Raw genomic sequence first — 22,666 nt, forward strand, 5'->3', positions numbered from 1 at the left:
AATCTACAATGCTTATATGTTTATCTACAGTACTACATACAATAGCTTCAGGAAATATGACTCCATCTTACACAGTAAGAGATGGTGTTGTTAGACCTGTATATATCTATTCTATAGATATACAAGAATTCTCTGTTAATAAACTATCAGATAGAGGTACTCTAGAAGTTAAAACTCTAGTTACAAATGCTCAAGACTTTATTACAAATATAGCTAAAGCATTAGTTAAATAGATTTTTAGGATGAACACCTATTAATAGGTGTTCATTTTTAAATTTTACTTATACACTATATATTAATCTTTCTTATTATTTTATAAAATTCACATTTTTATTTCTAAATAAATTTTTATACCATCCACTTATAAGTGGTATACGACAAAAAAGTCTCTTAAAACTAAACTCGTTTTATTATTCAACTTCTATAGCTGCTACAGGACAAGAATCTCTAGCCTCTTCAGCTAAATGTGTCAATTCTTCAGGGACATTCTCATTTTCTACTATAACATGAGCTTTTCCATCATCCTGCATTGCAAATACTTCACTGCATATACTAGGACATAACCCACATCCAACACAAGTATCTTTATCTACATAAGCTTTCATAATCATCGTAGCTTAAATAAAAACTACGATTTTTCACCTACCTTTCAAAATTTATAATTAACAATACTAAATAATCACCTTTTATTATTTATATTTTTTTAAATACTTCTCATTATTACATTTTTAATAAAGGCTTATATATATTCTCTGCAAATGAAAAAATATTATTACTTTATATATGAATAGTTAATATATATTTGTCAATAATTTAAAAAGAATTATGAATTAAAGGAGTAGGATTTATGAAAGTAGGAATACCAAGAGGATTACTTTATTGTAAATATAATATTTTTTTTCATAGTTTTTTTGAAGAATTAGGTGCCGAAATTATAACTTCTTCAAATACTAATAAAAATATATTAAATAATGGAGTAAAACTTTCTGTGGATGAAGCTTGTCTCCCTATAAAAATTTTTCATGGACATGTATCATCCATTAAAGATAAATGCGATATTATATTACTTCCTAGAATAATGCAAATAGAAAAAAACAAATATATATGCCCTAAGTTTTGTGGATTACCAGAAATGGTTATAAATAATATACCTAATATGCCTAAAACCATTACTTATCCTATTTACTATCATTCAAAATATAGCCTTAAAAATTGGGCTTTAAAGGCTGGTCTAAATATAACTAAAAATATTCCTAAAATATTTAGATCTTATAATATAGCTATAAAAAATCAAGAAAACTATGATACAGGTATAAACATATTATCATCTAATTTAAATATAGCACTATTAGGTCATCCTTATAATGTTTATGATAATTACGTAAATATGAATATAGTAAATATTCTTAAAAATTTAAATATAGGTATAATAACTGAAGAATTTGTAAGTGAAGATGATAAAAACAAATACGTAAAGGAATTATTTAAAAATCCCTTTTGGAGTTTCGCTAAAAATTCTTATGGAGCTGCAGCTTATTTGGGTAGTGAACATAAGGTAGATGGCATAATATATATATCCTCTTTCGGTTGTGGAATAGATTCTATAATAATAGATCTCATAAAAGATAAATTAAGGGATTTTCCTATATTAATTCTAAAGATAGATGAACAAACAGGCCAAGCAGGATTTCATACTAGAATTGAGGCCTTTACAGATATGTTAGAAAGGAAGTGTATTTAATCTTGAAAGTTACGTTTCCACACCTAGGTAATAGTTGCTACGCAGCTAAAGCAATTTTTGATACTTTAGGAATTAAATATATAATTCCTAAAGCTAGTAATAAAAAAGCTTTAGAAATAGGTTCTCTTTATTCTCCAGATGAAATATGTCTTCCCTTTAAAATAATGATTGGAAACTATATTCAAAGTATAGAAGAAGGTGCTGATACTATTGTAATAGCAGGTAGTTGTGGTCCTTGTAGGTTTGGAGAATACTGTGAACTTCAAATGAACACATTAAAAAAATTAGGTTATGATTTGGATTTTATAGTAATAGATTCTCCTAAAGATATAGGTAAAGATGAATTTTTAACAAGAATAAACAAAATAGCAATTCACAGTAACGTAAGTTCTACGAAAAAATTTTCTTCATTAATATATGGTTTAAAAATAATAAACTTAATGGATTCTTTAGATAAAAAGGCAAAAATAAAAGCTGGTTATGAAATAAATAATGGAGACTCAAAAAAAATTCTTTGGGATTGTAAAAATCAGATTTTAAATTGTAAAACTGCTAAAGAAATGATTAGCTTAGTGAAACATCATCATAAAAAATTAAAAGAAGTACCCATTGATAAATCAAAAAATCCATTGAAAATAGCTATAATAGGAGAAATTTATACCATAATTGAACCTTTTTCAAATCTTTATATTGAAGATAAATTAATGGATTATGGTATTTGTACTTCTAAAATTTTATATCCTAGTTGGTGGGTAAAAAATACCGCTTTATCCCCTCTTAATTTAGATTGTCTTTCATTAAAAAAAGCTTCTAAGAAATATTTATCATTAGGTATAGGTGGTTATGGAAGAGAATGTATTGGTGAAGCTGTTCTTGCTAAAAAAAATGGATTTCATGGAGCTATTCAAATTTTTCCTTTAGGATGCATGCCAGAAATTGTTTCTAAATCCATACTCCCTACTATATCTAAAAATGAAAATTTTCCTATTATGTCTCTTGTGGTAGATGAGATGACAGGAGAAGCAGGCTATTCAACTCGTATAGAAGCCTTTATAGATTTATTAGAAAGGAGAGAAGAAAATGTACTATATGGGAGTTGATATAGGTTCTGTAAGTACAGATATTGTAATTATTGATGAAAATTCAAATGTTATTGATGCTCTGTACTTAAGAACCAGAGGAAATCCTATAAAAACTATACAAGAAGGATTAAAAAAATTAAGTAATAAATATGATAGTAAACAAATAGGTGCTGTAGGTACTACTGGTAGTGGAAGGATTATAGGTTCTTATTTAATAGGTGCTGATGCAGTAAAAAATGAAATAACTGCTCATGCTATAGCTTCCTTAAATTTAGATAAGAATGTTAAAACAATAATAGAGATAGGTGGTCAAGATTCTAAAATAATACTTCTAAGAAATGGGATAGTTACAGATTTCGCTATGAATACGGTATGTGCCGCTGGAACAGGCTCCTTTTTAGACAGACAAGCAGAAAGATTAGGGATACCCATAGAAGACTTAGGTGATTACTCTTTAAAAGCAACTTCTTCTGTAAGAATTGCTGGAAGATGTGCCGTTTTTGCTGAATCAGATATGATACATAAACAGCAATTAGGTTGCAGTCAAGAAAGCATAATAAGAGGCCTTTGTGATGCATTAGTTAGAAATTATTTAAATAATGTTGGCAAAGGCAAAGAAATTCTTCCTAAAATATTTTTTCAAGGTGGTGTAGCTTCTAACAAAGGAATTAAAGATTCTTTTGAAAGAGCTCTAGGATATGAAATAATTGTACCTAAACATCATAAAATAATGGGATCTATAGGAGTAGCTTTAATAGCCAAAAATAATTTAGAAAAATCAAATTCTACTACAAATTTTAGAGGGTTTGACATATATAATAAAAATTTTATCTCTAAAACTTTTGAATGTAATGGCTGTGCTAATGCTTGTGAAGTAGTAAAAATATTGGACAATAATATTACATTAGGTTCTTTTGGTGATAGGTGTGGTAAATGGAGTAATACCTTAGAATATAGAAAAACATCTTCCTAAAAAATCTAATATAAAACAACAGAGTATTATAAAAATAATAACTCTGTTGTTTTACATTGCATCAGACTATATATTATATTCTGATTATATATTATATTCTGATATTTTTTTATACAAATTTGCTCTACTTATTCCTAATATCTTAGAGGTTTTATTTTTATTTCCATTATTTTTTTCTAAACAGTTACAAATAACTTCTTTTTCTACTTCCGAAATTATGTCTTTTAAATATTTATTTTCTTTAGTGGAAGCTTTTACAATATAGCCTTTTAATATTTCTTTTGGTAAATGTTTTGGCTTTATAACTAAATCTGAGTCTAATAAATTTGCAGATCGTTCTATTACATTCTCAAGCTCCCTAATATTTCCTGGCCAATTATAATTACATAAATATTCTTTAGCTTCTTTAGATATTCCTTTTATACATATGCCTAATCTATCAGATACTTTTTTTACTAAAAAATCTGATATTAATAATATATCTTCTTTTCTTTCTCTTAGTGATGGAACATTAATCCTTATAACATTAAGTCTATAATATAAATCCTCTCTAAATTTATTTTTTTCGACTAACTTTTCAAGATTTTTATTTGTAGCTGCAATTATCCTAACATCAATTTTCTTTAGTATATTGCCCCCCACTTTTTCTACTTCTCTTTCTTGAATGACTCTTAGAAGCTTAACTTGCATACACATTGGCATATCACCAATTTCATCTAAAAATATAGTACCTCCATTTGCCAACTCAAATTTTCCTTTTTTTCCCCCTTTTTTAGCTCCTGTAAAAGCACCATCTTCATATCCAAATAATTCAGACTCTAACAATTCAGCTGGTATAGCCCCACAGTTAATTTTTATAAAAGGCCCTAATCTTCTATTACTAGCATTATGAATTGAATGAGCATATAATTCTTTACCTGTTCCACTTTCTCCTACTATTAAAACATTCGAATTTGTATTTGCAGATTTCTTAGCTAAACTTTTAATATTATTACTTTCAGAAGAATCCCCAACAATATCCTTAAAAAAATATTTAGCTCGTCTATTTTTTTCTAATTTATTATCGTAACATTTATGTGTATTTTTTGACTTATTTAACTTTCCATATAAAAAATAAAAATCATTCACATCTTTAAACATTATTTTCCCTATCGCTCCAATAATTCTATCTTCTTTTTTCAATGGTATCCTCATAGTAATTACTTGTTTGCCATTAATTTTTTGTACTTCTCCACTTTCTATGTTCCCTGTTTTTAAAACTCTATGTAACATAGTATCCTTTATAACATCCCCCACATATTTCCCCTCTGGATCTTTGCAATTAATAAACTTTTTATAGCATTCACTCATCATTATAATTATTCCATTTTCGTCCACAACTACTATACATTCGTTTATTGTATATAGTACTTTATTAACAACATCTAAAACTGATTTATAATATTTTATATCTTTTTTCATTTCGCTGTATAGTTTATAATCTAAAGTAGTTGCACATTCTGATTCATTTATACTTATTTTACTTTCTACCTTAGAATTTTTATTAATCTTTTTATGGGTTTCTTTATTTTTTAATATATCCACATGCCTATTATTACTTTTATTTTTTAATAAATATTTATCAGATAGTACATTATTTTTATTATTGATATTAATTGTACCCTTGTTAATATTTTCACTTATAATTTTAAAGTCTTCTTCCATAAACATAGAATATACCCCCTAAGTAATTACCTATAACTTCATTATATACCTTGATGCAATATTTGACAAATATTCTTTTATAATACATATCTTTACATTGTTAAAAAAATGTCTTGATCTATATTTAAATTATATAACTTTATAATTAAATAAGTCTAAAAAATTAATTGATTTTCTTAAATACCATATTTACCTTAACACTAATAATTACAAAAACATTCTCTAAAAAAAATTATGTATTTATATATAATATAGCATGGGAATAAAAAAAGAATGTGATATATTATTTATATTTCACATTCTTTTTTTATATGATTACAATATATTTTATAATCAAATTTAAAAGTAACCATTACTATTTTATCTAATTATTAATCTTTTTTATTTCATCTATCATAGAAGGTAATATTTTTTTGTAATCTCCTACTATAGATAAATCTGCTACTTGCATTATTGGTGCTGATTCGTCTTTATTTATAGCTATAATATAGTCACTGTCTTGCATTCCTGCTAGATGCTGAATAGCTCCTGATATTCCACAAGCTATATATAAATTAGGTCTAACTGTTTTTCCTGTTTGTCCAACCTGATAAGCTTTATCTATCCATCCACTATCTACAACTGCACGAGAACCTGATATAGCTCCTCCCATTAAATCAGCCAATTCTCTTAATAATTTAAATCCTTCTGGGCTTCCAAGTCCTCTTCCACCTGAAACCAATATTTTTGCTTCACTTATATCTTCTATCTCTTTTGCTAATTTAACAATTTCTTTTATTTTTATTTTTATATCTGATTCTTTTAAATTTACTTTTATATTTTCAATACTTCCATCTCTATTAGCATCTTTTTCTAACTTTTGAAAAACGCCTGGTCTTACTGTAGACATTTGAGGTCTATTGCTGTCACAAATTATTGTAGCCATTAAATTACCACCAAAAGCAGGTCTTGTCATTAAAAGATTCCTTGTATTATTATCTATATCCAATCCTGTACAATCCGCTGTAAGTCCTGTCCCTAATCTTGATGAAATTCTAGGTGCTAAATCTCTTCCTATATAAGTAGCTCCGACTAATAATATTTCAGGTTTTCTTTCTTGTATTAAATCATATATAACTTTTGTATATCCATCTGTATTATAATTTTTTAATAAAGGATTATTTACATACAATACCTTATCTGCACCATAACTTATTAACTGCCTTGGTATATCATCAATATCATAACCTAATAAAACAGCAGTCAATTCTACTCCTAATTTTTTAGATAACTCTTTACCTTGACCTATTAACTCTAAAGCTACTTTTTGAAGCTTTCCTTCCCTCTGCTCTGCAAAAATCCATATGCCTTTAAAATCTGATAAATTCATCATATCTCCCCCAACCTAAATATAGTGTTTTTCTTTTAATTTTTCTACTGCATATTGTGCTGCTTCTTTAAAAGGCTTATTTATTAAAACACCTTCTCTTTTTGTTTCCTTTGTAACAGATTTTTTTACTTTAGTTGGTGAACCTGAAAGCCCTAATAGTGATTTGTCAGCTTCAATATCCTCTGCATTCCATACTTTTATTTCTTTATTAAAGCATTCGAATATTTTAGCCATATGCATATATCGTGGAGTATTTAAATCTTTTATAGCAGTTAGAAGTACTGGCATTTTTACAGATACTATTTCATATCCATCTTCCAATGATTTTTTAACCTCTAATTCATCATCATGTACTTCTACTTTTTCTACATAAGTAACTTGAGGTATATTTAGATGTTCAGCCATTTCTGGTCCTACTTGCGCTGTATCTCCATCTATAGCTTGTCTTCCTGCAAATATTATATCGTAATCTAATTTTTCTGCAGCAGTTGCTAGCGCATAGGATGTTGCTAATGTATCCGCTCCTGCAAAAGCTCTATCTGATATAAGTATTGCCTCATCAGCTCCCATAGCTAAAGCTTCTCTCAATGCATCTTTAGCTTGTGGTGGTCCCATACTTATTACAGTAACTCTTGCACCATTATTTTCTTTTAATATTAAAGCTTCCTCTAAAGCATTTTTATCATCGGGATTTATAATAGATGGAACCCCTTCTCTTATTAAAGTTCCTTTTATGGGATCTATCTTAACTTCATTTGTATCTGGTACTTGTTTCAAACAAACAACTATATTCATATAAACTCCTCCTAGTGTAATAAGTTATTAGCTATAACCATTTTTTGTACTTCTGAAGTTCCTTCATATATTTCAGTTATTCTAGCATCTCTTAACATTCTTTCTAATGGATAATCTTTAGTGTATCCATATCCACCCAATACTTGTAGAGATTTATTTGTTACATACATAGCTGTTTCAGCTGCATACAGTTTAGCCTCAGCTGCATCCATTGTGTAATTTTCTCCTGTAGATTTTTTCCATGCTGATTTGTAAACAAGATATTTAGCAGCTTCTACTCTCACTTTCATATCTGCTATATACCATTGTAAGCCTTGAAATTTAGTAAGATTTTTACCGAATTGTTTTCTTTCTTTCATATATGCAACAGCGTGATCTAAAGCTCCTTCTGCTATTCCTAATGCTTGAGCTGCTATTCCAATTCTTCCGCCATCTAAAGTTTTCATGGCTATACCAAATCCTTTTCCTTCTTTACCAAGTAAATTTTCTTTCGGAACTTTTACATCTTCAAATATAAGTTCAGTAGTCGATGATGCTCTTATTCCCATTTTATCTTCTGTCTTACCAATGCTAAATCCAGACATTTCTTTTTCTAATATAAATGCAGAAATTCCTTTAACACCCTTACTTCTATCTGTCATAGCAAATATTACAAATGTATCTGCTGCTCCACCATTAGTTATAAATATTTTTGATCCATTTAATATATAATGATCTCCTTCTAAAACAGCTACACTTTGTTGAGCAGATGCATCTGTACCAGCATTAGGTTCTGTTAAACCAAAAGCACCTATTTTTTCACCGCTTAAAAGATCTGGTAAATATTTTTTCTTTTGCTCTTCTGTCCCAAATTCAAATATTGGAGCGCAACATAAAGATGTATGTGCTGATAAAATAACAGATGTAGTTGCACATTCTTTTGCAAGTTCTTCTACTGCTATAACATAGCTTAAATAATCAGTGCCAGCTCCTCCATATTCCTTTGGAAATGGCATTCCCATCATTCCATATTTAGCCATTTTTTCTACTGTTTCAATTGGATATCTCTCTGTTTTATCTATATCAGCAGCTATTGGTTCCACTTCATTTTCTACAAATTCCATTAGCATCTGCTTAACAAGCTTTTGTTCTTGTGATAAACCAAATTCCATATTTAATCCCCCTATTATTTCTGAAACTTTATTTTAGCTATAAAGCTTTAATATTAAAATCATAATAAAAAATTTGTATTATATTTAATTGCATCATTAAAATAAATCTATTTTAATGATGCAATGTTAATGTTATCTTATAAATTGTATTATATTATTAAGCTAGTAATTATATATCTTTAATAAAAATATATTAATATCTTTCAACAATAATAGCTGTTCCCATTCCACCGCCTATACATAAGGTAGCTAAGCCATGTTTTGAATCTCTTTTTTCCATTTCATATAATAAAGTAGTTAATATTCTAGCCCCTGAGCATCCAATTGGATGTCCTAAAGCTATAGCTCCACCATTTACATTTACTTTATCCATATCAAAACCTAGATCTTTAGCTACTGCTAAACTTTGAGCTGCAAAAGCTTCATTTGCTTCTATTAAATCCATATCTGCTATTTTTAGGTTCGCTTTTTCTAAAGTTTTTTTAGTTGCATAAAATGGTCCATACCCCATTATCTTTGGATCTACTCCACTTGTACCATAAGCAACTATTTTAGCTAAAGGTTTAATTCCTAATTCATTTGCCTTTTCTTCACTCATGATAACTAAAGCAGCTGCTCCATCATTTATACCTGAAGCATTACCAGCTGTAACTGTTCCATCTTTTTTGAAAGCTGGTTTTAATTTAGAAAGGCTCTCTTTAGTAGCACCAAATCTAGGAAATTCATCAGTATCAAATACTATTTCGCCTTTTCTACTTTTAATAACTACTGGTACTATTTCCTCTTTAAATCTTCCTTCTTTTACAGCTTTCTCTGCTTTTTGTTGTGATTTAGCTGAAAATTCGTCTTGCTCTTCTCTTGTTATTCCCCATTGCTCTGCTATATTTTCAGCTGTAATTCCCATATGATAGTCATTAAAAGATTCCCATAGTCCATCTCTTATCATCTCGTCTACAATTTTTCCATCGCCCATTCTCTGTCCCCATCTTGCTTTTTCTAAAAGATATGGAGCTGCAGACATATTTTCTGTACCACCTGCTACTACTATATCGTCATCTCCAAGTTTTATTAATTGAGTTGCTAAACTTACTGCTCTAAGTCCTGAACCACAAACCTTATTTATTGTAAAGCTTGGTACTTCTACTGGTATACCTGCTGCTACTGCAGATTGTCTTGTTGAGTTTTGACCAAGACCTGCTTGAAGTACATTACCCATTATAACCTCATCAACATCTTCTGGTTTTACATTAGCTCTTTTTAAAGCTTCTTTAATAACAATACTTCCTAATTCTATAGCTGAAACACTTTTTAATGTTCCTCCAAATTTTCCTATAGGTGTTCTTACAGCACTAGCAATAACAACATTTTTCATTTTCCATACCCCCAAATTTAATTATTATTTATATTCATAAAATCCTTTTCCTGTTTTTCTTCCTAATAAATTTCCTCTAACCATTTTTATTAGTAATGGATGAGGTCTATATTTTGAATCTCCAAATTCAGAGTGTAATACATCCATTATTGCTAAACATACATCATTACCAATTAAATCTGCTAAAGCTAATGGTCCAATAGGATGATTAGCTCCTAATTTCATAGCTAAATCTATATCCTCAACAGTAGCAATTCCTTCTGCATATATACCAATAGCTTCATTTATCATAGGTATAAGCATTCTATTAACTACAAATCCTGGTGCCTCCTCTACTTCTACTGGTTCCTTTCCTAATTTCTTTGATATTTCAATTACAGTGTTTTTAGTTTCTTCTGAAGTTGCTATTCCTTTTATTACTTCTATTAATTTCATTACAGGAGCTGGATTAAAGAAATGCATTCCTATTACTTTATCTGGTCTATTTGTACTACTAGCAATTGTTGTTATTGATAAAGAAGATGTATTTGTTGCAAATATAGCTTCTGGTTTGCAAATCTTATCTAATTGACTAAATATATCTTTTTTCATTTCCATATCTTCTTTAGATGCTTCAACAACTAGATCAGCATCTTTAGCTAAATCCATATCTGTTGTAACTGTTATTCTCTTGATGCAATCATTTTTTTCTTCTTCTGTCATTTTTCCTTTTTTAACTTGCTTATCAAAGCTTTTTATTATTTTATCCATTCCCCTACCAACGAATCTTTTTAAAACAACTTCATGGCCAGCTTTAGCAAAAACTTCAACGATGCCTGCTCCCATTGTTCCTCCGCCTAAAATAAATACTTTCATTTTTATACCCCCTTAAAATTTAATATTTATTAATAAAATTTGGTTTTCTTTTTTCTAAAAAAGCTTCCATTCCTTCTTTTTGGTCTTCTGTTGCAAAACATAAACCAAATACATCTTTCTCAATTACCATTCCTGTTTCAATATCTGTTTCATAACCCCTATTTATTGCTGATTTAGCATATCTTATGGCAGATTGAGGTTTAAATGCTATTTTTTCTGCCAACGTTATTGCTTCTTCTAATAAGCTTTCTGCTGGTACTACTTTATTAACAAGCCCTATATTTAATGCTTCCTCAGATTTTATAATATCTGTGGTAAGTATCAATTCCTTTGCCTTACTTAACCCTACTAAGCGTGAAAGCCTTTGTGTTCCCCCGAATCCTGGAGTTATTCCCAAACCTACTTCTGGTTGACCGAATTTAGCTTTTTCTGAAGCTATTCTTATGTCGCAACTCATTGCTAATTCACATCCACCGCCTAAAGCATATCCATTTACGGCCGCTATAGTTGGCTTTTCCATGGTTTCTATTTTTCTACATATGTTCTGTCCTAATTCTCCAAATATTCTTCCTTCCTTAGGAGTTTTATCTTTCATTTCTGAGATATCAGCTCCAGCTATAAAGGCCTTTCCTTTTCCAGTTACTATAACTACATAAATATCTTCATCATTTTCTATATCATCTAAAATTGTATTAATTTCTTTTAATACCTGAGTGTTTAAAGCATTAAGTACAGATTCTCTATTTAAACTTAAAATAGCAATATGATTTTTTTTATCTAATAAGATATTTTTACTTTCCACTTAACCACCCCCTTATTTTTATAAGAAGCAACTTTCGTGCCAGCATATGGAATTTATTTTTTATTCAGAATTGATAGCTATTATTTTAACAATGATAGCCTATTTTCCAATATATTTATGATAAAAATTTATCTATAAAATCTTTAATTTTCATGTTTTAAGTTGTATACAATGTATACACTTCTTTAGTTTTACTGATATAATTATATATATATCTTGATATACAGCCATTCAATAAGCCTTTGTATATATTTATTACATGTTTATCTTTTTTACATATACTGTTTTATTGAATAACAAAAAAATAACTAAGTTATTACTATAAAAATCACAATAAATTTATTTATTATACAATTATTTTTCTATAAAAAAATAACTTAGAATAAATATATTTATTCTAAGTTATTTTAAAAATTTTTATATTAAAGATGCGTCTAACATCACTTCTTCATCATAAAAAGTTAAAACTATTTTATCAATTGTTTCTCTGTTATTAGGAATACTCCAATGTTTTTTTATAGCATTCCACTTGTGCCCTTCTATTTTCTTTATTCTCTCTACCCTATTATGAGTATAATTAAAAGTTACATAGAGCCTATCGTCATCATCTTTTTCTTTACTTATAACTATTGGCATCTTCTTCTCCCCTAATCCTATTTTATATTTTATTAATAATATTTTATATAAATTTATTTAATTTATCAATCATATAATTAGACCATTTTAAGGATTTTTCTCCTAAATCACAAACATTATCATCTTGTTCTATATTACTGTATACTATATCTTCCTTTTTCATATTTATATATGAAAATATTATATGCACATAATCTATAAATTCTTTGTTTACAATATTTTTTGATTTATTATTATAATTTATTAAATAAAATCCTAAATATATATTCTTAAAATATTCTTCTAAATTTTCTTTAGATATATTATCTATAGTTATAGTATCAATGTACTCTATATTATGATTATTTATAAAAATCACTTTAAATATATTCTTTCTTGTAGCATCAATTATAATAAATTTATTATAATTATTTAATGGAATGATATGTTTATATTCCTGAAACACACTACTAAATACATCTATATACTCTTTAAATATTTTAGCTTTTTCAAACTCTAGAGTTTGAGAATGCTCTATCATAGCTTTTTCTAATAAAATAATTAAATCTTTTTCTCCCTGAAAAAAACTTATAACTTTGTCTACGTATTTTTTATATTGTTTAGAACTTATACTTTCAATACAAGGTCCTTCACATTTTCCTATAGCATAGTTTATACAAGTTGATTTATGCTTTAGATAATTATTGCATTTTATTAAAGGTAAAATTTCATTTAAACCCTCTATAAATTTTAAAATTCTATTATAGCTTATAAAAGGTCCATAATATAATAAATCATCATCTATTATTTCTGAAACTACTTTAATTATAGGATATTTGTCTTCAATATTTATTTGTATATAAACATATCTTTCATGATTTTTCATCAATCTGTTATATTGAGGTTTTATATGTTTTATAAAAGTACATTCTAGTAATAAAGCTTCTAATTCTGTATCAGTACATATATATTGAAAATCTTTAATATTTTTTACTAATTTTTCAACTTTAGAAGTAATATTATTTGATTTTATAAAATAACTGTATACTCTTTTTCTTAAATTTTTAGATTTACCAACATATATTATATTACTTAAAGAATCTCTCATAATATATATTCCCGGTGACTGTGGCAATAATTTAGCTTTATCTTTTAAATTCAATATACCAACTCCATATATAAATTAATTAATATTATAATATATAACTACATGTAAATACAATTTTTTTAATCTGCAACTATCTAACCAAGATAATATAATCATATATTTATCGTAATTTTTTCAATAATAAAAAGCTATTAATTTAAGTTCAATTTAAAATGTACTCTACAGGGTAGATTTTTTAATTGTCTACTCTAAAAAATACATTTTATAATTTATAAATTAATAGCTCTTTATTAAAATATCAATTACTAATTAATATAAGAATTTATATAAAGAATTTTAGTACAAATAATGCTCCTACTATGAATGTAGTTAAGCTTACATCCTTAACTTTTCCAGTTAATGTTTTTATTACTATATAAGAAACTACACCAAAAACTATACCATCTGATATACTATAAGATAATGGCATCATTATTATAGTTAGAAAGGCTGGAATAGCTTCTGTAAAATCTTCTAACTCTATTTCTTTTATAGGAGACATCATAAATAATCCAACTAATATTAATGATGGAGCTGTAGCTGGTGCTGGTATCATTATAAATAGTGGTGATATAAATAGTGCTATTAAGAACATAGTTGCTGTAGATACTGCTGTTAATCCTGTTCTTCCACCCTCTGCTACTCCAGATGCACTCTCTACAAAAGTACTAACGGTACTTGTGCCTAAACAAGCTCCTAAGGTAGTTCCTATAGCATCACAAAATAGAGCTTCTTTAACTCTTGGCACATTACCATTTTCATCTAACATCTTTGCTTTAGTAGCTACCCCTACTAATGTTCCTACTGTATCAAACATATCCATAAATAATAATGTAAACAACGCAATAAACATATTAGGAGTAAATATATTATGCCATTCAAACTTTAAAAATATTGGACTTAAACTTGGTGGCATACTAAAAAAACTTGTTGGAACTTTAGTTATACCCATAGGTATCCCTATTAATGTAGTAATAACTATACCTATTAAGAGAGCTCCTCTTATATTTTTAGCTAACAAAATCCCAGTTATTAATATACCTATAATAGCTAATAATGCATCTCCACTGGTTATATTCCCCAAAGCTACTATAGTTCCTCCATCTTTAGGATGAATTACTACATGAGCATTATCTAACCCTATAAAAGCTATTAACAATCCTATACCAACAGATATAGATTTCTTTATATTATTTGGTATTGAATTTACTATAGCCTCACGAACATTAAATGCTGTTAATAATATAAATATTATTCCTTCTAAAAACACTGCTGTTAAAGCAAATTCCCAAGAATATCCCATTTGTTTAACTATGGTAAAAGCAAAAAATGCATTCAATCCCATTCCAGGTGCTTGAGCAAAAGGTAATTTGGCGTATAAACCTGTTAACATTGTAGCCAAAGCTGCTGATAAAGCAGTAGCTGTAAATACTGCTCCAAAGTCCATACCTGCCTGAGATAAAATCCCTGGATTTACTACTAAAATATAAGCCATAGTCATAAAAGTAGTTATACCTGCCAATATTTCAGTTTTAAAAGTTGTATCATTTTCTTTTAACTTAAAATAGTTTTCCATATAGTTCACCTTCTATTTTTCTTCTTTTTTTGACACTAATAAATAGTATCAAATACTTATTTCAAAGTCAATGAAAAATACGAACATTAGCAGTGTTTTCTTTGTTATTATTTTTATATAAATGAATATTATTTAAATTTGAAAAAATAAAAACTGTTGATAAAACAATCCTATCAACAGCAAAAAAATATGAAATATTAGATATCTTTGTATATTGAATATTACTATATTTTTAATATATTACACATATATCTTTCCTTCAATTCTTCTGTCATATTGACTCCAAGTATTTTCCTTTACATCCTTTTTTACTATAGCAATTTTATTCATATTAGCATCTATATAATCTGCATAATGAACAACATAACTTTCTTCTAATTTAGGCGATCTTGGAGAACCATATTCTACTTTTCCATGATGCTGAATTATACAGGCTTTTACTCTTTGTTTGAAATCTTCACTATATGCTTTTACATTATAATTAAATGCTCTTTGAAGCATTTCTACCCCTATAACTATATGTCCTTCCATTTCTCCTTTTAATGTATAAGTAAAAGGACCACTGGTACTTAATTCTTCTGTTTTCCCTATATCATGAAGTTTAGCTGCTAATATAGCTAATTCTTTATTCTTAACATTATATCTATAACATAACATTTTAGCTAAATACATTACATTCAATGTATGCTCCGCTAATCCGCCTATATAATTATGATGTTGACTTACTCCACCTATTCCTCTTTTAAATTTCTCTAAAAATTCTTCATCTTTAAAAAAATAATTATTTAGTTCTATACACTCCTTGCTCTTAAATTCATCTTTTGATATTTCTTCTATTTCATTCATTATTTCTTCTATAGGTCTATCTACAGTAGGTAAAAAATCTTCCAATAAAAATTTTTCCATTTTTTTAAAATTTAATATCTCACTGTTATTAGAAAATATAAAACTACATTCTATAACATCTCCTGCATCTAGAACAGCTTTTTTATCTAAAATTTTAACTTTAATATCTCCAGTTCTATCTCCTATATAAGCTATAATGCTATCTCCATCTTTATATATTTTTTTTAGTATCATAAACTGAGAATTTATTTTTTCACCGGGCTTTACTTCTTTTATGTATATTTTTTTCATTGTTTCAGCTCTCCTTTTATATTTTGTAAAAAAATAAAGGTAATATAAAATCACCTTTATTTTTATCTTATTTACTTTTTTTATTCTTCCCTAATTTTTTAGATTCATTAGAAACTCCCAGCTCATTTGAGGTTTCTATTTTCATTTTAGCTAATTCCTTTTTAGTCTTTTGTCCTACTTTTTTATTATTTTTACTATTTTTATTATTCTTATGTGCCATATTATTATACCTCCCATATAATAATAGTTTTTATATGTTTATTTTAACCACTATTAGTAAATATATTAGAAGTATAACAAAATAAATTTTAAATAAGGTTTATTTTAGATTATATCATTCAAAACTACTAATTTATCATTATTTCTCTTCTTTTTTCATAATATTGTATATAAAAAATATAGACAAAATTATACCTGCTATACTCATCAATTGTGCTACTCTTATAGATCCCAAATATAAACTATCTGTTCTTAACCCCTCTATAAAAAATCTTCCTAAAGAATATAATCCTATGTAAGCCATAAAAACTATACCTTTCTTTCTTGTCTTTTTTAAAAGATAAATAAGAAAAATGCATACTATAAAGTTCCAAATTGATTCATACAAAAATGTTGGATGATAGTAAGTCCCCTCAATAAACATTCCTTTTTGTATAAACTGGGGAAATTTACTTATAAATTCTTTTGTAACAGGTCCTCCATGAGCTTCTGAATTAAAAAAATTTCCCCACCTTCCAATAGCTTGACCTAGTATTATAGAAGGGGCAGCCACATCTACATATTTAAAGAAACTTTCTTTTCTGTATTTTAGGTATATATATACTGCCAATACTCCAAAAATTATTCCTCCATGAATTGCTAAACCACCCTGTCTTATGTTAAAAATATTAATTAAATTATCCTTATAATCCTCAAATTCAAAAATTACATAATATAATCTAGCTCCTATAATAGCTGATGGAAAAGCTATTAAAAACATATTTATGAATTCATCATAACTTGCCTCTCTTATTTTACAACTATACATAGCCAATATTAACCCTAAAGCTGCTCCTATAGATATTATTACACCATACCACCTAATTGCTAAATTTCCTACATGAAATGCTATTGGATTCATTTATATCACCTTTATTCTATATATTTTATATGGTAATTATACTATAAATACCATATGAATAAAAATTTTATAATTAAAATTTAATAAATATTAATTTTAATCATAAAATTAATATTTATTAAACTCTAACCTTATTATCCTTTTTAAAATTTTTATAAAATACTACAAATATTTAATTATTTCCAAGGAAATGTTATAATATTTTACTTACTTATTATAAAAACAAATTTTAGCTTCTATTTTATCTTTTTTTAGACTTAAAACCACATAAGAAAACCATCTTTCTCTTATTTTTTTACTTGGTGATCCTGGATTTATAATAAGAGTTTTATTTTTAGTTTTTATCATAGGTTGGTGACTATGTCCAAATAATATAATATCTACATTGTCATCTTTAAAAATATTATAAATTCTATCTAATGTATTTTTTTCTGTTCCATGACCATGAAACAAGCCTATCTTATATCCATCTAAAGTAACTATTTCTTTTTCCTTTAACTCTTGTCTTAATCCACTTCTATCATTGTTTCCCCAAACTCCTATAACTTTTTTCTTTTTCTTTATTTTTTCTAAAACCCTTGGGGAAGTAAAATCTCCTAAATGAATTATTAAATCTACATCTTTAAAACATTTATCTATAAGTTTCTCTATTTTACTAGTATGCTTATCCATATGAGTATCTGATACAACACCTATTTTGATAATATCACCTTCCTACTGCTCTTTACCACAATGGTTACAAAAATCAGAATACAAATAAATTTCCTTTCCGCAGTGCTTACATAATTTTTTGTCACTATATTTTAATCTTTTTTCTTCTAATTCTTTTACTTCCTTTTTTATTTTTTCTATTGATTTACAATGTTTTTTATAATCTTCCTCTACATTCTTCCCCTTGTTATATTTTTTATATACTCTTTTTCCTATTCTTTTATAATAATAATCTATCTCTTCTTGTAAAGATTTTATTTTAAATGTTATTTTCGAAGCCTCATATACATTCTCTGATTTTTCTTTTAAGTTATATCCTTCCTTTTGGATATTGTCTTTTATTTTAGAAAATTTATTTTTAAAAGTCATTATATCCCCCCTTTGTAATTCTATAATATGAGTTATCAAACTTTAATGTACAAATAATTAATCATAAAAATGATGTTAATCATATAATATATTAATAATATTATAGAAAAATAGGAAAGAGAGGTAATAATGAAAATTTTTCCACTTAACATAGCTCATCGGGGTGCTAGTTCTTTAGCTCCAGAAAACACCTTAGAAAGCTTTAAGAAGGCTATAGAGCTGAAATGTGATGGAATAGAACTAGATGTTCATATGACAAGAGACAATCAATTAATAGTTATACATGATGAATTTTTAGATAGGACTACTAATGGTACTGGATCCGTTAGAAATTTAACCCTTAATGAAATAAAGAAATTAGATGCTGGAAGCCATTTTAGTAATAAATTTAAATACTCTAAAATCCCTACTCTTAAAGAAGCATTAGATTTAATAGTTCCTTCTAACATTTTACTTGATGTAGAAATTAAGCAATGGGAACCTGGAATAGAAAAAAATGTGATAACTATGATACAAAATTATAACTATGAGAAAAAAACTATAATAACATCTTTTAATCCAATGTCGGTTTTAAAATGCAAAGAAATTTGCAAGGATATTAAAACAGGTCTTTTAGTTTTCTTCCTTCAAACTAACCCTTTAGACATGAAAAAAAAATTAAAAATAGATTATCTATGCATGGATGTAAATTATATTAAACTACTTTCACAAAATAATATTGATACTTTTAAAAAAAATAATTTAAAAATACTAACTTTCACAGTAGATAGAAAGGATGATATGGCATACATGATTAAACATAAAGTTGATGGCATTATAACTAATAAACCACAATTATTAAACTTATTTAAATATAATCCCTTTAACTTTATAAAATTTAAGTAAAAATTATATAAAAAGGTCTTTCTCTAATAAATCTAATTCATGTAAAATCCGACTAAAGAAAGGCCTTTTTATTAAAATTTGAATTACTTCTATTTCTAAATTTCAAATTTGTTAACTAATTCATCCAATGTACTTGTTATTTCTTTTAAATCTTTAGCTGTTTGTGAAATACTTTCCATAGACGCTGTTTGTTCTTCAACGGAAGCTGATACTTCTTCTGTAGAAGCCGCTGATTCTTCAGCTATAGCAGATATTCCTTGTATTGCAGTTAATACTTCTTCCTTATCTGAATCTACCTTATTAACATTTTCTACTAAAATTTCTATTTGATTTATTATATCTACTATAGATTTTGTTATGATATCAAAGGATTTCTTTGATATTTTCATAGCATCATTTACTTCTCCCACAACTTTCTCTGATAAATCCATATTATTTTTTGTATTATCTATTTCAAATTGTATTTCCCTTACTATATTTTCTATTTCTTTAGTTGAAATAGATGTTTGTTCTGCTAATTTTCTTATTTCTTCAGCCACAACGGCAAAGCCTTTCCCTGCTTCCCCTGCTCTAGCTGCTTCTATAGCCGCATTTAAAGCTAATAAATTTGTTTGTTCTGCAATAGACTGTATGGAATTTATTATTTCTCCTATAGATCCTGACTTACTAGATAACATCTCTACATTTTTGCCTAATTCTTTATTCACCCTATTATTCTCTTTAAATTTATCTATAGTTTCTTCCATAGATAATATGCCATTTTCACTATTTTCTTTAGTTTCCAAAGAATATGTTTTGACTAAATTCGTACTATTATGTGTTATTTTAATTTCTTCTGCTAAACTAAACAATTTTTCTGACCCATTTTGTGCATCTTTAGCCTGATCTACAGATCCCTTTGCTAGTTCATCTACTGTTGTTGATATTGCTTCTATAGATTGAACTGTTTCATCCGTAGCTCCATTTACTATTTCTGAATATTTTAATACATCCTTTGATGATTTTTTTAGTTCTTCTACAATATTTTTTAATTCTTCTCTTAAATCTATAACTGCCCTACCTATTACTCCTGTTTCATCTTTATATAAAGCTATAGTTTCATAGTTGTTCCTGCTAGTTAAATCTAGATCTTTTGTTTCATTTACTAACTCTGTTATCTTTAAAATAGGATCAGATATTTTTTTACCTGCATATAGGGCAAAAATTACTGCTGCCACTAAGGATATCGCTATAACTGATAGAAAGCCTATAATAATATTATTTAAAGGTTTTTTAAACTCTTCTACAGGTACTGAAAATCCTACTGACCAATTTGATGATGGTATCTTACTTCTTGTAAATATTTTTTCTTTATTATCATAGTCTTTTGACTTTAAAACTTTATTATTGCTAGAATCTAACTGTGCTAAATCTTTTAATTTTCCATCCATAATTTTGCTTACATTAATCACTTTTTCATCTTTAGGTTGAAATTCTTTATTAGGATGAACAATAAAGTCATTATTACTATCTAATAAAAAACCATAACTATTTTTTACTGGTGTTGCTTTTTGTACTAGAGTTTTAAGGTAATCTACAACTACATCCATACCTACAACGCCTATTATCTTTCCATCTTTTCTAATGGGTTTAGCTACAGTTATTACCATACTATTAAATTTCTTATCTATATATGGGGCCGAATATATTATTCCATCTTTTTTAACAGCTTCTTTATACCAATCTCTTTGTCTACAATCATAATCTTTAGTTGGTATCCATCCATTACCGGATATAAATTTTTTATCCTCAAATCCAACATACATGCCTATAACGTCTTTATTATCCTTTAATTGACTTTGAAAATAGCTATATATATATTTTTGATCATATTTATTATTATATTGAAAATCTACCGCCATTGAATCCATTAATTTAGCTTTAGTTAAAAGCCATCCATTTATCATTTCTGAATATTTTTGGGATGCCATGCTTACTTTATTTGTAGATTCTGCCATTATAGCTTTATAAGAAAAATAGTAGCTTATAGAAGAACATAAAGCTACACTTACTACACAAACTATAGCTATAATTGTTACTATCTTAGACTTTATACTTTTCATATATATTTCTCCCCCAACTTTGTTAAAATAATAATAATAATATTTATGTTATCGTTTAAATTCTACAAAAATTAATACATAAATTACATTTTTATCTTTATTTTTTTATATTTACCATTAATTCATCAAAATTCTAAAAACAAAAAATAAAAAAGCTACTAAATCAATAGTAACTCTTTTATAATTATATTTAGATTTTATTTAAAATATCTATTTAATAATCCTCTAAATGCTGATCCATGTCTAGCTTCATCTTTACACATTTCGTGTACTGTATCATGAATAGCATCATAGTTTAATTTTTTAGCTAATGTTGCTAAATCCTTTTTCCCTTGACAGGCACCATGTTCTGCTTCTACTCTCATTTCTAAGTTTTTCTTTGTACTATCTGTAACAACTTCTCCTAATAATTCAGCAAATTTAGCAGCATGTTCTGCTTCTTCAAAAGCTATTCTTTTATATGCCTCTGCAACTTCTGGAAATCCTTCTCTATCTGCTTGACGACTCATAGCTAAATACATTCCTACTTCTGTACATTCGCCCATAAAGTTAGCTCTTAATCCTTCCATAACTTCTGGATCTACATCCTTTGCTACACCTATTCTGTGTTCATCAGCCCAAGCCATTTCTCCTTCTACCTTTTCTACAAATTTATCCTTTGGCGCATTACATTGAGGGCATTTTTCTGGTGCTTCCTCTCCTTCAAAAACATAACCACATATTGAACATATAAATTTTTTCATATTAACATCCTCCTACTATAAATTTATTTAAATTTATTTAATTAATTTTTTCCTTGTTAACAATTATTATTATATAATAGTAATTACAAATAATCAACCCTTTTTCTAAAATTTATTTTAAATATGTAATAAATTCCTGCAATTTTAAAATTACTAAATTTTTAAAACTAATTCTATTATAAGCTTTTAATCTAACTAAGTAAAAAATATTATCATATTAAAATACTTTTTATATTTTGTAACAAATTTTAACTATTAGAATATATTAATGTATTAATAGTAGTTAGGGGGAAATATTATGACTAGAGAAGAGGAATTTGAAATTACAGAAGATGTTATTGAGGAATGCCTCCAGGAATCTATTGGTTAATATATATTGAATTTAAATCTAGTTATATGAACATTTTGTTGTTATAT

23 protein-coding genes are annotated in these 22,666 nt (G+C 27.1%); 5 read left to right on the top strand and 18 right to left on the bottom strand.

Annotation, left to right across the window (positions count from 1 at the left end; translation table 11 throughout):
• On the top strand, window positions 1-233 hold a 233-nt coding region (locus ACYUEW_RS14965), incomplete at its 5' end, for an ornithine cyclodeaminase family domain (RefSeq protein WP_458249815.1).
• A 177-nt stretch (window positions 234-410) separates the two neighbouring features.
• Here ACYUEW_RS14965 and ACYUEW_RS14970 read toward each other — a convergent pair.
• Window positions 411-605, bottom strand: a complete 195-nt coding sequence (locus ACYUEW_RS14970) for a ferredoxin (protein ID WP_030036802.1) — start codon at window positions 603-605, stop codon at window positions 411-413.
• A gap of 242 nt (window positions 606-847) precedes the next feature.
• Here ACYUEW_RS14970 and ACYUEW_RS14975 point away from each other — a divergent pair, with 242 nt between their 5' ends.
• From ACYUEW_RS14975 to ACYUEW_RS14985, 3 genes are read left to right on the top strand one after another with little or no spacing between them, the layout of a single operon-like run.
• Window positions 848-1,741 carry an acyl-CoA dehydratase activase-related protein gene (locus ACYUEW_RS14975; protein ID WP_003483443.1) on the top strand — a complete coding sequence of 298 codons (894 nt, stop codon included), beginning with the start codon at window positions 848-850 and terminating at the stop codon, window positions 1,739-1,741.
• A 2-nt stretch (window positions 1,742-1,743) separates the two neighbouring features.
• On the top strand, window positions 1,744-2,841 hold the full coding sequence (locus tag ACYUEW_RS14980; RefSeq protein ID WP_042384268.1) for a 2-hydroxyglutaryl-CoA dehydratase: 1,098 nt from the start codon (window positions 1,744-1,746) through the stop codon (window positions 2,839-2,841).
• Window positions 2,822-3,796, top strand: a complete 975-nt coding sequence (locus ACYUEW_RS14985) for an acyl-CoA dehydratase activase (RefSeq protein ID WP_085333952.1) — start codon at window positions 2,822-2,824, stop codon at window positions 3,794-3,796. The genes ACYUEW_RS14980 and ACYUEW_RS14985 overlap by 20 nt, the downstream gene beginning before the upstream one ends.
• 84 nt (window positions 3,797-3,880) lie before the next feature.
• On the opposite strand, the gene ACYUEW_RS14990 is transcribed toward ACYUEW_RS14985, so the two are convergent.
• From ACYUEW_RS14990 to ACYUEW_RS15060, 15 genes are all read right to left on the bottom strand, one after another.
• Window positions 3,881-5,506: a sigma-54 interaction domain-containing protein gene (locus ACYUEW_RS14990; protein ID WP_003483438.1), complete on the bottom strand. Its 1,626-nt coding sequence runs from the start codon at window positions 5,504-5,506 to the stop codon at window positions 3,881-3,883.
• Window positions 5,507-5,864: 358 nt separating this feature from the next.
• Entirely contained in the window at window positions 5,865-6,869 is a 1,005-nt protein-coding gene (locus ACYUEW_RS14995; protein ID WP_003483436.1) for an electron transfer flavoprotein subunit alpha/FixB family protein, read from the bottom strand.
• Between the two features lie 15 nt (window positions 6,870-6,884).
• Window positions 6,885-7,664: an electron transfer flavoprotein subunit beta/FixA family protein gene (locus tag ACYUEW_RS15000; RefSeq protein ID WP_003483434.1), complete on the bottom strand. Its 780-nt coding sequence runs from the start codon at window positions 7,662-7,664 to the stop codon at window positions 6,885-6,887.
• 11 nt (window positions 7,665-7,675) lie between these two features.
• Window positions 7,676-8,815, bottom strand: a complete 1,140-nt coding sequence (locus tag ACYUEW_RS15005; RefSeq protein WP_043032537.1) for an acyl-CoA dehydrogenase — start codon at window positions 8,813-8,815, stop codon at window positions 7,676-7,678.
• 193 nt (window positions 8,816-9,008) lie between these two features.
• On the bottom strand, window positions 9,009-10,187 hold the full coding sequence (locus ACYUEW_RS15010; RefSeq protein ID WP_003483430.1) for an acetyl-CoA C-acetyltransferase: 1,179 nt from the start codon (window positions 10,185-10,187) through the stop codon (window positions 9,009-9,011).
• A gap of 24 nt (window positions 10,188-10,211) precedes the next feature.
• Window positions 10,212-11,042, bottom strand: a complete 831-nt coding sequence (locus tag ACYUEW_RS15015) for a 3-hydroxybutyryl-CoA dehydrogenase (RefSeq protein ID WP_003483429.1) — start codon at window positions 11,040-11,042, stop codon at window positions 10,212-10,214.
• A gap of 19 nt (window positions 11,043-11,061) precedes the next feature.
• A complete protein-coding gene (locus ACYUEW_RS15020) occupies window positions 11,062-11,844 on the bottom strand; it encodes a short-chain-enoyl-CoA hydratase (RefSeq protein ID WP_003483427.1) in 783 nt (260 codons plus the stop codon).
• A gap of 417 nt (window positions 11,845-12,261) precedes the next feature.
• The gene (locus ACYUEW_RS15025; RefSeq protein WP_003483426.1) at window positions 12,262-12,480 is read right to left on the bottom strand and encodes a hypothetical protein; all 219 of its coding nucleotides are present in this window, start codon (window positions 12,478-12,480) and stop codon (window positions 12,262-12,264) included.
• A 43-nt stretch (window positions 12,481-12,523) separates the two neighbouring features.
• Window positions 12,524-13,621, bottom strand: a complete 1,098-nt coding sequence (locus ACYUEW_RS15030; RefSeq protein WP_003483424.1) for a GIY-YIG nuclease family protein — start codon at window positions 13,619-13,621, stop codon at window positions 12,524-12,526.
• A gap of 268 nt (window positions 13,622-13,889) precedes the next feature.
• Window positions 13,890-15,182 (bottom strand): NCS2 family permease, encoded by a 1,293-nt coding sequence (locus ACYUEW_RS15035; RefSeq protein WP_003483421.1) that lies wholly within the window; start codon window positions 15,180-15,182, stop codon window positions 13,890-13,892.
• Between the two features lie 240 nt (window positions 15,183-15,422).
• Window positions 15,423-16,319 (bottom strand): HD domain-containing protein, encoded by an 897-nt coding sequence (locus ACYUEW_RS15040; RefSeq protein WP_460277113.1) that lies wholly within the window; start codon window positions 16,317-16,319, stop codon window positions 15,423-15,425.
• Window positions 16,320-16,386: 67 nt separating this feature from the next.
• Entirely contained in the window at window positions 16,387-16,539 is a 153-nt protein-coding gene (locus ACYUEW_RS15045; RefSeq protein WP_003483417.1) for a small, acid-soluble spore protein, alpha/beta type, read from the bottom strand.
• Between the two features lie 138 nt (window positions 16,540-16,677).
• Window positions 16,678-17,439, bottom strand: a complete 762-nt coding sequence (gene lgt, locus ACYUEW_RS15050; protein WP_096045258.1) for a prolipoprotein diacylglyceryl transferase — start codon at window positions 17,437-17,439, stop codon at window positions 16,678-16,680.
• A 207-nt stretch (window positions 17,440-17,646) separates the two neighbouring features.
• A complete protein-coding gene (locus ACYUEW_RS15055) occupies window positions 17,647-18,141 on the bottom strand; it encodes a metallophosphoesterase (RefSeq protein ID WP_085333948.1) in 495 nt (164 codons plus the stop codon).
• Window positions 18,142-18,153: 12 nt separating this feature from the next.
• Window positions 18,154-18,519, bottom strand: coding sequence for a hypothetical protein (locus tag ACYUEW_RS15060; RefSeq protein ID WP_085333947.1), 366 nt, complete (start codon window positions 18,517-18,519; stop codon window positions 18,154-18,156).
• A 129-nt stretch (window positions 18,520-18,648) separates the two neighbouring features.
• On the opposite strand from ACYUEW_RS15060, the gene ACYUEW_RS15065 reads away from it, so the two are divergent.
• Window positions 18,649-19,404 carry a glycerophosphodiester phosphodiesterase gene (locus tag ACYUEW_RS15065; RefSeq protein WP_460277116.1) on the top strand — a complete coding sequence of 252 codons (756 nt, stop codon included), beginning with the start codon at window positions 18,649-18,651 and terminating at the stop codon, window positions 19,402-19,404.
• 95 nt (window positions 19,405-19,499) lie between these two features.
• Here ACYUEW_RS15065 and ACYUEW_RS15070 read toward each other — a convergent pair whose 3' ends face one another.
• Both ACYUEW_RS15070 and ACYUEW_RS15075 read right to left on the bottom strand, forming a co-directional pair.
• Window positions 19,500-21,506, bottom strand: coding sequence for a methyl-accepting chemotaxis protein (locus ACYUEW_RS15070; protein ID WP_003483408.1), 2,007 nt, complete (start codon window positions 21,504-21,506; stop codon window positions 19,500-19,502).
• Window positions 21,507-21,703: 197 nt separating this feature from the next.
• The gene (locus ACYUEW_RS15075) at window positions 21,704-22,249 is read right to left on the bottom strand and encodes an NADH peroxidase (RefSeq protein WP_003483406.1); all 546 of its coding nucleotides are present in this window, start codon (window positions 22,247-22,249) and stop codon (window positions 21,704-21,706) included.
• Window positions 22,250-22,666: the final 417 nt, after the last annotated feature.

It is taken from the genome of Clostridium sp. CTA-1 (assembly GCF_054768215.1).

Coding starts and splice junctions, on each gene's coding strand:
- ACYUEW_RS14970 (WP_030036802.1), bottom strand. CDS start 605: ATGAAAGCTTATGTAGATAAAGATACTTGTGTTGGATGTGGGTTATGT.
- ACYUEW_RS14975 (WP_003483443.1), top strand. CDS start 848: ATGAAAGTAGGAATACCAAGAGGATTACTTTATTGTAAATATAATATT.
- ACYUEW_RS14985 (WP_085333952.1), top strand. CDS start 2,822: ATGTACTATATGGGAGTTGATATAGGTTCTGTAAGTACAGATATTGTA.
- ACYUEW_RS14990 (WP_003483438.1), bottom strand. CDS start 5,506: ATGTTTATGGAAGAAGACTTTAAAATTATAAGTGAAAATATTAACAAG.
- ACYUEW_RS14995 (WP_003483436.1), bottom strand. CDS start 6,869: ATGAATTTATCAGATTTTAAAGGCATATGGATTTTTGCAGAGCAGAGG.
- ACYUEW_RS15000 (WP_003483434.1), bottom strand. CDS start 7,664: ATGAATATAGTTGTTTGTTTGAAACAAGTACCAGATACAAATGAAGTT.
- ACYUEW_RS15005 (WP_043032537.1), bottom strand. CDS start 8,815: ATGGAATTTGGTTTATCACAAGAACAAAAGCTTGTTAAGCAGATGCTA.
- ACYUEW_RS15010 (WP_003483430.1), bottom strand. CDS start 10,187: ATGAAAAATGTTGTTATTGCTAGTGCTGTAAGAACACCTATAGGAAAA.
- ACYUEW_RS15015 (WP_003483429.1), bottom strand. CDS start 11,042: ATGAAAGTATTTATTTTAGGCGGAGGAACAATGGGAGCAGGCATCGTT.
- ACYUEW_RS15025 (WP_003483426.1), bottom strand. CDS start 12,480: ATGCCAATAGTTATAAGTAAAGAAAAAGATGATGACGATAGGCTCTAT.
- ACYUEW_RS15035 (WP_003483421.1), bottom strand. CDS start 15,182: ATGGAAAACTATTTTAAGTTAAAAGAAAATGATACAACTTTTAAAACT.
- ACYUEW_RS15040 (WP_460277113.1), bottom strand. CDS start 16,319: ATGAAAAAAATATACATAAAAGAAGTAAAGCCCGGTGAAAAAATAAAT.
- ACYUEW_RS15045 (WP_003483417.1), bottom strand. CDS start 16,539: ATGGCACATAAGAATAATAAAAATAGTAAAAATAATAAAAAAGTAGGA.
- lgt (WP_096045258.1), bottom strand. CDS start 17,439: ATGAATCCAATAGCATTTCATGTAGGAAATTTAGCAATTAGGTGGTAT.
- ACYUEW_RS15060 (WP_085333947.1), bottom strand. CDS start 18,519: ATGACTTTTAAAAATAAATTTTCTAAAATAAAAGACAATATCCAAAAG.
- ACYUEW_RS15065 (WP_460277116.1), top strand. CDS start 18,649: ATGAAAATTTTTCCACTTAACATAGCTCATCGGGGTGCTAGTTCTTTA.
- ACYUEW_RS15070 (WP_003483408.1), bottom strand. CDS start 21,506: ATGAAAAGTATAAAGTCTAAGATAGTAACAATTATAGCTATAGTTTGT.
- ACYUEW_RS15075 (WP_003483406.1), bottom strand. CDS start 22,249: ATGAAAAAATTTATATGTTCAATATGTGGTTATGTTTTTGAAGGAGAG.